Below are 13,562 nucleotides of genomic sequence, written 5' to 3' on the forward strand. Positions count from 1 at the left end.
GATGACAGAGCAGCTCGACCGTGCGCGCACGGGGGTGACCGCGGCTCCGCGGCGACTCCTGACCGGCCCATGGGCGGCGATCGTGCCGGCCGCGCTCACGTTGCTGATCGCCGGGTTCCAGCTCGGCCGCGCGCCGCTCTGGCGCGACGAGCTCGCGACCTGGAGCGCCGCCACCCGACCGTTGCCCGACCTGTGGCGGATGCTCGGCGGCATCGACGCGGTGACCGGGCCCTACTACCTGTTCCTGCACGGCTGGACCGCGCTGTTCGGCGACTCGGTCGTGGCGCTGCGGCTGCCCTCGCTGCTGGCGATGGCCGGCGCCGCGGCGCTGACCACCACGCTCGGCACCCGCCTGTTCGGGGCGAAGACCGGCCTGGTCGCCGGGTTGCTGTTCGCGGTCGTCCCGAGCACGTCGCGCTACGGACAGGAGGCGCGGGCGTACGCGTTCGCGGCGCTCTTCGCCGTGCTCGCGACGCTCCTGCTGGTGCGGGCGGTCGACCGGCCCACCGCCTGGCGGTTCACCGCGTACGGCGCGGCGCTGCTGGGTCTCGGTCTCGCCAACATCATGGCGCTGCTGCTCGTGGCCGGCCATGCGGCCGCGCTGGTGGGCGGCGCCCGCCGGGCGGTGCTCGGTTTCGCCGCCGCGGTCGGCGCGGTGGGCCTGCTGCTGGTCCCCCTGGTCTGGCGCGGGCGCAGCCAGCAGGGCGTCCAGCTCGGCTGGGTCGGCACACCGGGCCCGGGCAACCTCGTCGAGCTGCCCGGCAGCGTGCTGCAGGCCCCCGCGGTCGGCGGCGCCCTGCTGGTGCTCGCCGCGCTGGCCTGGGCGCTGACCGTTGGGCGCTGGCCGACGACGCTGGCCCTGTCGGTCGCGCTGCCCGCGGTGCTGCTCTTCGCCGCCGCCCAGCTCGCGCCGTTCTGGGTGCCGCGCTATCTGCTCTTCACGGTGTCGCTGCTGTGCGTCCTGGTCGCGGCCGCGGTCAGCCGGGTGCGCCTCGGGTACGCGCTCGTCCTCGTGCTCGTGATCGCCGCGCTGGGTGGCCCGGCCCAGGCGGCGCTGCGCCGCACCCACGAGTGGCCGCGCACCGCACCGGTCGACTATCCCGCGGCGGTCGCGGTGATCGCGGCCAACGCCCAGCCGGGCGACGGGATCGTCTACGAGCCGCGGGGCGGTTGGCGGATGCTCGACGTCGCGGTGGCGCGCGGCCTGGGCGGCGGCGCACCCCACGACGTGCTGCTGCGGCAGAGCGCGGTCGACCGGGGTGAGCTGCGGGCGACCGAATGCGGTGACTCGGCGGCCTGCCTGACGGCGGCCGGCGCACCCCGGCTCTGGTTGCTGACCAACGGCGACCGCGCGGAGCCGCTGTCGACGGTGCCGGGCGAGAAGGGCGCGGCCCTGCGGGCGGCCTATACGACCCGCCAGGTCTGGCACGAGCCCGGCCTCACCGTGGCGCTCCTGATCCGCCGCTGACCCGCCACCCACCCGCCGCTCACCCGCCGCGCATCCGCCGCTCATCCGCCGATCTTGGTCGTCGGTCGTGCCTCTGACCGCAACGATCGACCAAGATCCACGGGGGTCGGTGACCACGACTGCCACCAACCCATCCCCCGACCCGACCTTGGTCATCCAACGCGGCTCCCACCGCAACCACCGACCAAGATCGGCCGCCGGGCGGGCCGGCGGCGGACGCCGCAGGGTCAGCGGGCCTTGCCGAGGGGCACGACCAGGACCGCTTCCGTGCCGCCCTCCGCGCGGTTGCGCAACTCGATCGAGCCGCGAAGCTCCCCCGTCGCCAGCGCCCGGACGATCTGCAGGCCCAACCGGCCGCCCTTGTCCGGGTCGAAGTCGGGCGGCAGCCCGCGCCCGTTGTCGGCGACCGTGACGTGCAGTTGCTTGCGGAACCGGTGGACCGCGACCACGACCTCCGGCTCGACGGCCGCGTCGCCCTCGCCCTCGCCGTCGTCGGAGAACCCGTGCTCGGCCGCGTTGAGCAGCAACTCGTTGAGCACCATGACCAACGACGTGGCGATCTCCGCGGGCAGCACACCGAACGAGCCCTCGCGGCGCATCCGCACGGCCACCTCGGTGCTCGCCACCTCGGTCGCGGCGCCGGCGACCTTGTCGACGATGCCGTCGAACTCGACCGCCTCGTCGCTCGACATCGACAGCGTCTCGTGCACCAGGGCGATCGACGCGACCCGCCGCACCGACTCCTCCAGCGCCGCCCGGGCGGCCGGGATGCCGACCCGGCGCGCCTGCAGCCGCAGCAGCGCCGCGACGGTCTGCAGGTTGTTCTTGACCCGGTGGTGGATCTCCCGGATGGTCGCGTCCTTGGTGATCAGCGCGCGGTCGCGGCGGCGTACCTCGGTGATGTCGCGGACCAGCACCAGCGAGCCGATCGGCACGCCCGCGGGCATCAGCGGCAGCGCCCGGTGCAGCACCGTCGCGCCGCGGGCGTCGACCTCCTTGCGGGCCGGCGCCTCGCCGCGCAGCGACGCGAGCACCCGGTTGGCCGCGTCGGTGCCCTCCAGGGGGTCGTCGGCCAGCCGTTTGATCAACGAGGCCAGGTCCTCGCCCACGAGATGGGCGGCGAACCCCAGGCGGCGGTACGCGGACTGCGCGTTCGGGCTCGCGAACGTGACCTTGCCGCCGGCGTCGAGCCGGACCAGCCCGTCACCGACCCGCGGGGCGGACGTGGTCTCGCCCGGGTGGCGGCGCGGCGGGAACGTGCCGTCCGAGGTCATCTGGGCCAGGTCGTCGGCCGTCGTCAGATAGTTGAGCTCGAGCTGGCTCGGGGTCCGCGCCGTGGACAGGTTGGTGTCCCGGCCGACCACCGCGATCACGGCGCCGCCCTCCCCGTCGGCGGAGCGCAGCCGCACCGGGATCGCCTCGTGCCGGGCCGGGGTGTCGCCGTACCAGACCGGGTCGCCTTCTCTCCAGATCCGACCCTCGCGGTACGCGATGTCCAGGTGCGCCACCTCGGGCCCGCCGACGATCCGGCCGACCTGGTCGTCCTGGTACGCGGTCGGCGCCGTCGTCGGCCGCACCTGCGCCACGCACAGGAACCCGCCGTCGTCGTCGACCGGCACCCAGAGCAGCAGGTCGGCGAAGGACAGATCGGAGAGCAACTGCCACTCACCGGCGATCCGATGAAGGTGATCGATATCACCGCGCCGCAGGGCGGTGTGCTCTTCGACTAGGTCACGCAACGTGGACACGTAGACCAGCGTGCCACGGCTCAGAGCGTCGAGGTGACTTTGGCCAGGCCGCGTGGGGCGTCCGGGTTCTCGCCGCGGGCCAGCGCCAGGGCCAGCGCCAGGCGTTGCAGCGGGAGGATGTCGAGCAGCGGGGCGAGGCGCTCGTCGACCTCGGGCACGGCGAGGCGGGCGGTGGCGCCAGGGACGTCGGCCGGGCCCACGGTGACCACGTCGGCGCGGCGCTCGTCGAGGCGGGCCAGCACGTCGCGCATGGCCGCGCCGCCGGGGCCGGCGCCGACGACGGCGAGCACCGGGACGTCGGGGTCGGCCAGGGCGAGCGGGCCGTGCAGCAGGTCGGCGCCGGAGAACGACAGGGCCGGCAGGTAGGAGGTCTCCATCAGCTTGAGGGCGGCCTCGCGGGCCGTCGGGTAGGCGTACCCGCGCCCCGTGGTGACCATCCGGGCCGCGAACCGGTAGCGCCGCGCCAGGTCGGGCGCCGTCGGGTCGGCCAGGGCCGTCGTGGCCAGGTCGGGCAGGGCGGCGAGGGTACGCAGCTCCTCGGCCGGCACAGTGCCGTCGCCACCCCGGATGCCCTCGACGAGCAGCAGCAGCGCGAGCAGCTCGGCCGTGTAGGTCTTGGTGGCCGCGACCGCCCGCTCGTGCCCGGCGGCGACGTCGACGTGCAACTCGGCGGCGCGCGCCAGTGCGGAGTCGGGGTTGTTGGTGATCGCCAGGGTGAGCGCGCCGGTCTCCCGGGCCACCCTGACCACCTCGGTCAGGTCGGGCGAACCGCCGCTCTGGCTCACCCCGACGACCAGCGCGTCGGACAGGTCCGGCCGGGCGCCGAACACCGTCACGGCGCTCGGCGAGGCCAGCCCGGCGGGCAGCCCGAGCCGGATCTCGGCGAGGTAGGCGCCGTAGAGCGCGGCGTGGTCGGACGTGCCGCGCGCCGTGAACACCACGTGCCGCGGCCGCCGCGCCACGATCGCGGCCGCGACGGCGGCGACCGGTCCGGCGTGCGCCGGCTCCAGCAGGCGGGCGAACACCTCCGGCTGCTCGGCGATGTCGGCGGCCATCCCGGCGCCCGGTGTACCCATCTTTGTGCCTCCCCTGCGCGCTCCTTGTTCAATTCTGCACGGAAGTCACTCCTATCGCAACGTTCCGAGCATCCCGATAGGCCCGCGCACTCACGCGCCGCGGGACCGGCGCCCGTTAGCGTCGCCGGCATGGATCGCACGGGGAAAGCGGCGCTCTGGGTGGTGGCCGGACACGCCGCGCTGTTCGGGGTGGCCTGGCTTGCGACACTGACGCAGCCGAGCCAGGTGGCCGACGGTCAGTGCGAGGGTCTCGGCTTCGGCTGCACCCTCTCACCACGCGACGGGGCGCGGTTCGCCCTCTTCCTCTTCGGAGCGCCGGCGCTGCTGGTCAGCCTGCTGCTGTGCCTGATCGTGATCGCTGTCGTGGCCGCCCGACGCACCCGCCGTCGCGACGCGGCCGGACTCCCCCCGCGCGGCGAGCGCACCTTCGCGCCACCGATCGACCTCCGCTGATCGCGACCACCCGAACCGCGGGAAAGGCTCGCTGTCGCGACCGTCGGCATCCGATGAACCTGTCGCGACGGTCGGCAACCGACGTGCCTTAGGCACGCGCACTCATGCGGAGATGATCAACCCCGTCATAGCGTTCGCGTTGTGGAACGCATGGGGAAGGCGACCCTCTGGATCCTCGCTGCCCACGTGCTGGTGCTGATGCTGTGTTTCGTCGGCACGCTCAACTACCCGTCGGACGCGGAGTGCGCGTTGCCGGGCGCGTCGTGCGGGTTCGCGACGCGGGACATGCACCTCCTCCTGATCCTCATCCAGGCGGTGCCGATCCTGCTCGCCAGCTTCCTGTCCTGCGTGGCGGTAGCCGGCATCGTGATCAGCCTTCGCGCACGCCGGCGCTGGCGCGACGACGACGCGCGCGTGGGCTGGCTCGACGATGCCGCGCGAGGGCGCCGACCGGGCGACGACCTCGTGGCGCAGTGGGAGGCAGTGCTCGCTGACAAAAGAAAGTCGGCGACCGACGACGAACCCCGCAACGGAACGCAGCGAGCGGTGCCTGGCGGGGATGACGGTCGCGCCCCAGACGGACCCGAGTGAGCTGACAAAGAAGGCCGGTGACCGACGAGCCTCGCCGTAAACGCAGCGAGCGGTGCTTCGTGGGAGCGACAGTCGCGCCACCGACAGACCCGAGTAAAGCCGGCAAGAAAGCCGGTCACCGACAACGAGCCCGGCCGCGAAGCGCAGCGAGCGCTGCCCGGCGGGAACGACGGTCGTCCCCCAAAGACGCGAACTGACAAAAGAAAGATCCGTGACCCATGACGAGCCTGGCAGCGAAGCGCAGCGGGCGGTGCCTGGCGGGAGCGACGGTCGCGCCCCCGACGGACCCGAGCAAAAGGAAATGCCCCCGGATCGCTCCAGGGGCATTCCGACGCGCGCAAAACCTCAGTCGGCGATCGCTTCGGCCTTCGCCAGGGCGACCTCGGCCTCGTCGGCCGGGGTCTCGGGCTTGTCGCCGACGCCGCGCAGCGGGATCTCCTTGACGAACCACGCCAGCACCGGCACCAGGATGACGATCACGGCCGCCCAGACGAAGACGTAGGCGATCGAGTCCGCCAGGCCGCTCATCACCGCTTCGCGGATCTGGGTGGGTAGGTTCTGGAGCGCGGTCGGGTCGACGCCCGCGCCGCCGCCCTCGCCGGCGAGGGCGCTGCCCGCCGGGGAGTCAGCCAGACGGTGCACGAAGAGTGCGCCGAAGAGGGCGATGCCGATCGAGCCGCCGATGGAGCGAAAGAACGTCGCCGCGCCGCTGCCCGCGCCGAGGTCCTTCTGCTCGACGCTGTTCTGCGCGATCAGCATCGAGGTCTGCATCAGGAAGCCCATGCCCACGCCGAGGACGACCATGTAGAGCGACAGGACCAGCTTCGTGGTCCCCGCGTTGATCGTGGAGAGCAGGACCATGCCGGCCAGCAGGGCCACGCCGCCGAGGATCGGGAAGATCCGGTAGCGGCCGGTCTTCGTGATGACCCGGCCGGCGATCACCGAGATGACCAGCATGCCGAACATCAGCGGGAGGAGCAGCAGGCCGCTGTTGGTCGCCGAGGCGCCCTGCACCGTCTGCTGGAACAGCGGCAGGAAGTTCATCGCGCCGAACATCGCGAAGCCGAGCAGGAAGCCGACCGCGGAGATCAGGGCGAAGTTGCGGTTGGCGAACAGGTGCAGCGGCAGGATCGGCTCCGGCGCGCGGCGCTCGACGAAGCCGAACACCACCAGCGAGACCACGGTCAGCGCGGCGAGGCCGAGGATCTGCGGCGAGGTCCAGTCGTACTCGTTGCCGCCCCAGGTGGTGATCAGCACGAGCGCGGTGATGCCGACCGAGAGCAGTGCGGCGCCGAGGTAGTCGATCCGGTGCTCGGTGCGGTAGCGCGGCAGGTGCATCCGGGTCGCCAGGATCAGCAGGGCCACGCCGCCCAGCGGCAGGTTGACGTAGAACGCCCAGCGCCACGACAGGTGGTCGGTGATGAAGCCGCCGACCAGCGGGCCCGCGACCATCGCGATCGCCATGATGCCCGCGATCAGGCCCTGGTAGCGGCCGCGCTCGCGGGGCGGCACCAGGTCACCGATGATCGCCATGACGCCGACCATCAGGCCGCCCGCGCCGAGGCCCTGCACGGCCCGGAAGGCGATGAGCTCGATCATGCCGTCGTTCGGGCCGCCGAGCATGGCGGAGCCCGCCATTCCGCACAGCGCCGAGCCGATCAGGAAGATAATGATCGACGTCAGGAAGATGGACTTGCGGCCGTAGAGGTCGCCGAGCTTGCCCCAGATCGGCGTCGACACGGTCGTGCCGAGCACGTAGGCGGTGACCACCCAGGTGAAGTGGTTGAGCCCACCGAACTCGCCGACGATGCGCGGCAGCGCCGTGCTGACGATCATGTTGTCGAGCATTGCCAGCATCATCGCGATCATCAGACCGGCGAGGATGACGCGGATCTTCTGCGGAGTCAGCGCCCGCATCGCGTCAGTGGTCAATCGGAACGCCCCCCATAGTGATCGGACTTACCTGCCGACCGGCTAGTGTCCTTACTAGCCGCACGGTAAGCTGACGACCAACCGGGCGTCAAGTCGATTTGGGGGACAGAGTGACCGAGAGCACGCGGGGGCGGATCCAGGCCGTCGCGCTCGAGCTCTTCACGGAGAACGGGTACGAGAAGACGTCGCTCCGCGAGATCGCCGAGCGGCTCGGGGTGACGAAGGCGGCCCTGTACTACCACTTCAAGAGCAAGGACGAGATCGTCTCGAGCTTCGCCGAGGATCGGCTCCAGCGGCTCGACGAGATCATCGAGTGGGCGCAGGCGCAGCCGCCCGGGTTGACGCGCCGGCAGGAGTTGCTGTCCCGCTACGCCGACGAGTTCTTCGCCAGCAATCACCCGTCTGTGATGCGGTTCTTCGAGCAGAACCAGACCGTCGTCAAGACCATGTCTGCCGGCATCGGGATGCGCGATCGGATGATGCGGGTGGCGTCGCTGATGGCCGACGACGCCGACGACCCGGCCGAGCAGCTCCGCACCGCGCTCGCCCTGTTCGCCGTGCACGGGAGCTGGTTCGCGATCAAGCGCGACATCCCGCTCGAGGAGCGCAAGCGGGTCGCCCTCGAGGTGGCCGAGGACCTGTGGCGGCCGCGGGTCAGCCCGTGAGCTTCAGGCGCAGCGCCTCGAGGTCGACTCCCGGGAACGGTGACCAGTCCCGCTCCGGGACGCGGGTGAAGCCGAGCCGCGCGTAGAGGCGCTTGGCCGGCGCGGAGAAGCTCCGGACACAGATGACGACGGCGTGGCAGCCCAACGCGGTGGCCCGCTCGACGCAGGCCCGCGCGAGCGCCTCGCCCGCGCCCCGGCCCTGCGCCGCCGGGTCGACGGCGAGCATCCGGAACTCGGCCTCGCCGTCGCCGGACACCTCCGCGTACGCGGTGCCGGGCAGCACGAAGGTGACCGAGCCGAGCACCTGGCCCGTCACCTCGTCGGCGGCCACCAGCAGCACGCCGGCCTCGGCGCGGGTCTGCACGTCGGCCAGCTTCTTGTCGTAGCCGTGGTCACCGGCGAGCTGACCGTCCGCACGGTAGGCGTCGACGGTCAGCCGCGCGATCGCCGGGAAGTCGGCCGGGGTCGCGAGCCGGATCTGGAGCGTCATTCGATGACGGCGATCAGGTCGCCCTCCTGGACGACGTCGCCCTCGTTGACGGCGATCTGCTTGAGGGTGCCGGCGCCCTCGGCGAGCACCGGGATCTCCATCTTCATCGACTCGAGGATGACCAGCGTGTCGCCCTCGTCGACGGTGTCGCCCGCCGACGCCACGACCTTCCACACGTTCGCCACCATCTCGGCGCGGATCTCGTCAGCCATCGCGGGCTCCTCCCCACAGGTCGTGGCGGCACACCGTCGGGCCGCGTCAGCATCCAACCATGCGGCGGCCGTGGGTGTCCGCCTGGCGGGCCGTCTACGATCGTCGGGTTACCGGTCAGAACGGGTCGGAACGGAGGTCGACGAATGGCGAAGAAGAGCCGTAAGAAGAAGGCACGTAAGAAGAGCGCCGCCAACCACGGCAAGCGCCCCAACTCCTGAATGCCAACGTCGCCGGCCCCAGCGGGCCGGCGACGGGCTTTTCACGCTTCGGTACGGAGCTCGGTGAGCTTGCCGCGCAGCCGGGCGAGCAGCTCGGCCGGTGCGGTCTCGTTGCCGCAGCAGCGTGCCACCAGCGCCTTGACCTCCTGCTCGATGCCGTATTCGCGCAGGCACGGCGAACACTCGTCGAGGTGGTCGCGGATCAGGCCGCGGCGCTCGTCGGCGCACTCGAGGTCGAGGTAGAGGTAGACCTCTTCGAGCACTTCGCTGCAGTCGGTCTCGTGGGGGTTACCGCAACTCACGGTTCCTCACACCTCCTGGCGGGCAGCGGCGGCGTCACCCGTCGGGGTGCGGGTGAAGCCTCGATCCGCAGCGTAGCGCTCCAGAAGGTTGCGCAGGTTGCGGCGACCGCGGTGAAGTCGCGACATGACCGTGCCGATCGGCGTGTTCATGATGTCGGCGATCTCCTTGTAGGAGAAGCCCTCGACGTCGGCGAGGTAGACGGCCAGCCGGAACTCCTCCGGGAGCTGCTGCAGCGCGTTCTTCACGTCGCTGTCCGGCAGCCGGTCGAGCGCCTCGGTCTCGGCGGAGCGCAGCCCGCTGGACGTGTGCGACTCGGCGTTGGCGAGCTGCCAGTCGGTGATCTCCTCCGTCGGTGCCTGGACGGGCTGGCGCTGCCGGCGGCGGTAGGAGTTGATGTAGGTGTTGGTGAGGATCCGGTAGAGCCACGCCTTGAGGTTGGTGCCCTCCTCGAACTGGTGGAAGGCGGCGTAGGCCTTGAGGAACGTCTCCTGGACCAGGTCCTCGGCGTCGGCCGGGTTGCGGGTCATCCGCAGGGCCGCGGCGTAGAGCTGGTCGACGAAGGGCAGCGCGTCCCGCTCGAACCGCGCGCGACGCTCGTCGGTCGGCTCCTCGGTTCGGGTCTTCTCCGGCTGCGTCAACCGCACGTCCCCCCTCAACTGTCCCGACGAGGATACGCGGCGCGTACCGGTCGCCGACTCAGTTGTGGATGGGTTGCCCCGGATCAGGCCGTGAGTAACGTCGCTCGCCGGCCATTCGGGCGCGGTGAGAAGTGCGCGGACCCGGCCGGTGTCCCGGCCGCCTCGCGTAGCTGCATGCACTGGGAAGAGCCCCCTTGCCGTCTTTACAGGTACGACGGCTGTAACAGCGTGGGCTCGTGGGGAATTCCCGCAGGTCAACCCACTCGCCTCGGGGATTGTGGTCCCCGAGGCGAGGTGGGCCTGGGAGGTTGATGCGGACCGGGGGGTCCGCGGACTCGTGGAGGGAGTCCCCAGGGCAAGCCTGGCTCATCAGGTGCAACGAGTCATGGTCCGGACAGTTACGGACGCGCCCACCCCTTGCCCCGCAGCCACTCCACCACCAGCTGCCCCAGGCCACGCGGGTCGCCGCGCAGGTCGTGCCGCTGGCCCGGGCGGACCACGACCTCGACCCCGGGAGAGGGATCCGGCACCCCGAACGGGTCACGGTCGCCGTTGACGACCAGCGTGGGCACGCCGGTGAGCAGCTCCTGCGCCCGCGACCGCTCCGGGCGCCCCGGCGGGTGCAACGGGAAGGCCAGGCAGACGATGCCGGCCGCGCCGAGCGCGACCGACGTGCGGCAGGCGACCCGGGCTCCGCTGGACCGCCCGCCCACCACCAGCGGTGGCGGCTCGGGGAAGCCCTTGACGATCTCGTGGACGACCGCCGTCCAGGCGGCGTCGAGCTGGTTGGCGGGCGCGGGCGCGCGCCGGCCGGCGACCCGGTAGGGCTGGGTCACCCGCACCACGGAGACGCCGGCCGCGACGCAGGCACGGCGAACCGCCATCAGGTCGGGCGCCTCGACGCCCCCACCGGCGCCGTGCCCGAGCACGAACAACGCCGCCGGCCGGCCGTCGACCTCGTCGATCTCGGCGACGGCCGGGCCGTGCGGTGTCGCGATCTGTATGACGCCCATGGCCCCATTGTGCTGGCCAGGGGCCGCCCGTCAGCTGACCGGCACCAGTTCGAGCGAAAGGTCGCGCATCGGCGGCCCCGAGTCGATGGTCTCGCTGCCCCGGGTGAGCTGGCCGCGCCAGGCCACCAGCATCGCCCGCCGCTCGCGCGGCGTGGTGCCGCCCCAGACGCCGTGGCAGTCGCCGACCTCGAGCGCCCACGCCAGACACGCACCCTGCACGTCGCAGGTGCGGCACAGCGCGAGAGCGGTGTCGGCCGGCTCGCTCGGGGCCGGGAAGAACGTCTCCGGATCGACGGACTGACACACACCCCTGGTGCGCCAGGCTTCGTCGAGCTGTCGTTCGGCCGAGGCGCGGAGCAGTCGTGGATCCCGACGTGCGGATGCGACCTCGTGCGGGCGTGGCATTCGCGCCCGTGTCATCTACAACCCACCTCCCCCGTGGGGCCGGCTACCGCGTTGGTGCGGCGGAAGATCTGGGATCAATGGGTGTTTCGCCCAGCGCGAGAACGCACCCATTGCCGGCGCTGTGTTCTATCGCACTAGTGACGCGCGAGACAAGGGTTTAGTTGGAACATGCGGAAAGTCCGGTCCGCGAAACCGCTACAAGGTTTCCCGAAAGGGAAAAATCAACCGGCGTAAATCAATGATCAAAAGAGGGTCAGCTCGACCGGCTCTTCGTGCGGTGCCGCCAACGCCGGCGCGGCCACCGCGGTCACCAGATCGGGGCCGTCGTTGCGCACGTCGCCGACCGCCGGACCGACAGCGCGGATCTCGATGCCGGCCAGGGTCGCGTCGGACGGCGGGGCCAGCAGGTCCGCGGGCGCGCCGCCCCCGGCGAGCCAGGCCGCCCAGCGGTCGGGCGCCAGCACCAGCGGCATCCGGTTGTGCACCAATGCGAGGTCGCCGAGCGCCGGCATCGTCACGATGCTGCAGGTGATCAGCTTCTGGTCGCCCCAGGCGGCCCACAGGCCACCGAAGACGATGGGCTCCGCGGCCGTCATGAAATAGGCCTGCTTGCCGCCGCCCGGCTTGCGGACCCACTCGTACCAGCCGTCGGCCGGCACCAGGCAGCGCTTGCCGGCGAAGGACCGCGCGTACGCCGGGGTGGTGGCGACCGTCTCGGCCCGGGCGTTGATCATGCGAGCCGCGCCCTTGGTGTCACCGGCCCAACTCGGCACGAGCCCCCAGCGGGCCACCGAGAGCGCACGGCCGCCCAGCGACGCGGACATCCGGACCACCGGCACCGGGTCGGTCGGCGCGACGTTGTAGTCGGCCACGAGGCCGTCGCGGGTGTCGTCGAACGCCTCGAAGAGCGCGCTGAGGTCGGGCGCGTCCCTGGTCGTCGCGTACCGCCCGCACATGCCGCCACGCTAGCGCACCGTCGTCCCGGTACGCGGGAGCGGGAAATGTCGATCGCGGACCGCGCGGGCGGCAGGTCAGACTGGAGCACGTGCCTCCACACGTGCCATGGAACGCGCCGACGGCCGCCGAGCCGGTCGACGCGACCGTCCAGCTGCCCGGCTCCAAGTCGATGACCGCCCGGGCGCTGGTGCTCAGCGCGATCGGGGTCGGTCCCTCCACGCTCTCCCGCCCGCTGCGCTCCCGCGACACCGAGATGATGGCCGGCGGCCTGCGCGCCATGGGCGTCAGCGTCTCCACGGTCGACGACGACCGCTGGGTGGTCCGCCCCGGCACGCTGCAGGGCCCCGCGCACGTCGACGTCGGCCAGGCCGGCACCGTCATGCGGTTCATGCCGGCGATCGCCGGGCTGGCGCAGGGCAACGTCACCTTCGACGGCGACCCGTCCGTGCGGCAGCGCCCGCTGCGCCCGCTGGTCGACGCGTTGCGCACGCTCGGGGTCAGCATCGACACCCCGCCGACCGGCAGCCTGCCGATGACGGTCCGCGGCACGGGCCGGGTCACCGGCGGCGAGGTGGTGCTCGACGCGTCCGCCTCCAGCCAGCTCGTCTCGGGTCTGCTGCTGGCCGCGCCCGACTTCGACCGCGGTGTCGTCGTGCGGCACGTCGGCCCGCCGGTGCCGTCCGCGCCCCACATCCGGATGACCGTGCAGATGCTGCGCGCGGCCGGCGCCGGCATCGACGAGTCGGCGCCCGACGTCTGGGTCGTCGAGCCGGGCAAGCTGACCGGGCGGGGCTGGACGATCGAGCCCGACCTCTCCGGCGCCATGCCGTTCTTCGCGGCGGCGCTGGTCACCGGCGGCGCGGTCACGCTGCTCGGCTGGCCGCGCAGCAGCGCCCAGCCGGTCGACCGGCTCCGCGCGCTGCTCGACCAGATCGGCGGCGAGATCACGCTCGGCACCGACGGGCTGACCGTGCGGGGCACGGGCGCCGTGCACGGCCTCGACGCCGACCTCTCCGACGTCGGCGAGATGACCCCGGTGCTGGCGGCGCTCGCGACGCTGGCCGACTCGCCGTCGCGGCTGCGCGGTGTCGGGCACATCCGCGGCCACGAGACCGACCGGCTCGCCGCGCTGGCCCACGAGCTGACCGCGCTCGGCGCCTCGGTCACGGAGACCCCCGACAGCCTGGAGATCACTCCTCGGCCGCTGCGCGGCGGCGTCTTCCACACCTACGACGACCACCGGATGGCGCACGCCGGCGCGGTGGTCGGCCTGGCGGTGCCCGGAGTCGCGCTCGACGACGTGGCGTGTACCTCGAAGACGATGCCCGACTTCCCGGCACTATGGTCGGCGATGGTGACGGGCAAGTAGGGGGAGAAGGCACTGCCGGGCAG

General features: G+C 72.2%; 16 protein-coding genes. 6 read left to right on the forward strand and 10 right to left on the reverse strand.

Features of this window, described 5'->3' with window-relative positions:
- The first annotated feature begins 1 nt into the window (after window position 1).
- Window positions 2-1,468, forward strand: a complete 1,467-nt coding sequence (locus Asi02nite_RS11350; RefSeq protein WP_203712369.1) for a glycosyltransferase family 39 protein — start codon at window positions 2-4, stop codon at window positions 1,466-1,468.
- 227 nt (window positions 1,469-1,695) lie between these two features.
- Here the strand turns inward: Asi02nite_RS11350 and Asi02nite_RS11355 are convergent, their stop codons facing one another.
- Window positions 1,696-3,216 (reverse strand): GAF domain-containing sensor histidine kinase, encoded by a 1,521-nt coding sequence (locus Asi02nite_RS11355; protein WP_203712371.1) that lies wholly within the window; start codon window positions 3,214-3,216, stop codon window positions 1,696-1,698.
- 20 nt (window positions 3,217-3,236) lie between these two features.
- Window positions 3,237-4,271, reverse strand: a complete 1,035-nt coding sequence (locus Asi02nite_RS11360; RefSeq protein WP_203712501.1) for an SIS domain-containing protein — start codon at window positions 4,269-4,271, stop codon at window positions 3,237-3,239.
- 150 nt (window positions 4,272-4,421) lie between these two features.
- Between Asi02nite_RS11360 and Asi02nite_RS11365 the strand changes: the two genes are divergently transcribed.
- Both Asi02nite_RS11365 and Asi02nite_RS11370 read left to right on the forward strand, forming a co-directional pair.
- Entirely contained in the window at window positions 4,422-4,745 is a 324-nt protein-coding gene (locus Asi02nite_RS11365) for a hypothetical protein (RefSeq protein ID WP_203712373.1), read from the forward strand.
- A gap of 141 nt (window positions 4,746-4,886) precedes the next feature.
- A complete protein-coding gene (locus tag Asi02nite_RS11370) occupies window positions 4,887-5,336 on the forward strand; it encodes a hypothetical protein (protein WP_203712375.1) in 450 nt (149 codons plus the stop codon).
- Between the two features lie 345 nt (window positions 5,337-5,681).
- Here the strand turns inward: Asi02nite_RS11370 and Asi02nite_RS11375 are convergent, their stop codons facing one another.
- Complete coding sequence (locus Asi02nite_RS11375) at window positions 5,682-7,253, reverse strand: MDR family MFS transporter (RefSeq protein ID WP_203712503.1); 1,572 nt, start codon at window positions 7,251-7,253, stop codon at window positions 5,682-5,684.
- 125 nt (window positions 7,254-7,378) lie between these two features.
- Between Asi02nite_RS11375 and Asi02nite_RS11380 the strand changes: the two genes are divergently transcribed.
- Window positions 7,379-7,933, forward strand: a complete 555-nt coding sequence (locus Asi02nite_RS11380; RefSeq protein WP_203712377.1) for a TetR/AcrR family transcriptional regulator — start codon at window positions 7,379-7,381, stop codon at window positions 7,931-7,933.
- Here Asi02nite_RS11380 and Asi02nite_RS11385 read toward each other — a convergent pair.
- Together Asi02nite_RS11385 and Asi02nite_RS11390 are read right to left on the reverse strand one after the other, a co-directional pair.
- Window positions 7,923-8,423, reverse strand: coding sequence for a GNAT family N-acetyltransferase (locus Asi02nite_RS11385; protein WP_203712379.1), 501 nt, complete (start codon window positions 8,421-8,423; stop codon window positions 7,923-7,925). The genes Asi02nite_RS11380 and Asi02nite_RS11385 overlap by 11 nt on opposite strands.
- Window positions 8,420-8,635 carry a biotin/lipoyl-binding carrier protein gene (locus Asi02nite_RS11390; RefSeq protein ID WP_203712381.1) on the reverse strand — a complete coding sequence of 72 codons (216 nt, stop codon included), beginning with the start codon at window positions 8,633-8,635 and terminating at the stop codon, window positions 8,420-8,422. The genes Asi02nite_RS11385 and Asi02nite_RS11390 overlap by 4 nt, the downstream gene beginning before the upstream one ends.
- 144 nt (window positions 8,636-8,779) lie before the next feature.
- Between Asi02nite_RS11390 and Asi02nite_RS42720 the strand changes: the two genes are divergently transcribed.
- Window positions 8,780-8,854, forward strand: a complete 75-nt coding sequence (locus Asi02nite_RS42720) for a 50S ribosomal protein bL37 (RefSeq protein WP_369814844.1) — start codon at window positions 8,780-8,782, stop codon at window positions 8,852-8,854.
- A 41-nt stretch (window positions 8,855-8,895) separates the two neighbouring features.
- On the opposite strand, the gene rsrA is transcribed toward Asi02nite_RS42720, so the two are convergent.
- From rsrA to Asi02nite_RS11415, 5 genes are all read right to left on the reverse strand, one after another.
- Window positions 8,896-9,156 carry a mycothiol system anti-sigma-R factor gene (gene rsrA, locus Asi02nite_RS11395; protein WP_203712383.1) on the reverse strand — a complete coding sequence of 87 codons (261 nt, stop codon included), beginning with the start codon at window positions 9,154-9,156 and terminating at the stop codon, window positions 8,896-8,898.
- A gap of 6 nt (window positions 9,157-9,162) precedes the next feature.
- Window positions 9,163-9,975, reverse strand: a complete 813-nt coding sequence (locus tag Asi02nite_RS11400) for a sigma-70 family RNA polymerase sigma factor (protein ID WP_275410309.1) — start codon at window positions 9,973-9,975, stop codon at window positions 9,163-9,165.
- 218 nt (window positions 9,976-10,193) lie between these two features.
- Window positions 10,194-10,808 carry an alpha/beta hydrolase family protein gene (locus tag Asi02nite_RS11405; protein ID WP_203712387.1) on the reverse strand — a complete coding sequence of 205 codons (615 nt, stop codon included), beginning with the start codon at window positions 10,806-10,808 and terminating at the stop codon, window positions 10,194-10,196.
- 30 nt (window positions 10,809-10,838) lie between these two features.
- The gene (locus Asi02nite_RS11410) at window positions 10,839-11,228 is read right to left on the reverse strand and encodes a WhiB family transcriptional regulator (RefSeq protein WP_203712389.1); all 390 of its coding nucleotides are present in this window, start codon (window positions 11,226-11,228) and stop codon (window positions 10,839-10,841) included.
- A gap of 227 nt (window positions 11,229-11,455) precedes the next feature.
- Window positions 11,456-12,169, reverse strand: coding sequence for an SOS response-associated peptidase (locus tag Asi02nite_RS11415; protein ID WP_203712390.1), 714 nt, complete (start codon window positions 12,167-12,169; stop codon window positions 11,456-11,458).
- Window positions 12,170-12,258: 89 nt separating this feature from the next.
- Here Asi02nite_RS11415 and aroA point away from each other — a divergent pair, with 89 nt between their 5' ends.
- Window positions 12,259-13,539 (forward strand): 3-phosphoshikimate 1-carboxyvinyltransferase, encoded by a 1,281-nt coding sequence (gene aroA, locus Asi02nite_RS11420; RefSeq protein ID WP_239126642.1) that lies wholly within the window; start codon window positions 12,259-12,261, stop codon window positions 13,537-13,539.
- Window positions 13,540-13,562: the final 23 nt, after the last annotated feature.

It is taken from the genome of Asanoa siamensis (genome assembly GCF_016862555.1).
Lineage (GTDB): Bacteria > Actinomycetota > Actinomycetes > Mycobacteriales > Micromonosporaceae > Asanoa > Asanoa siamensis.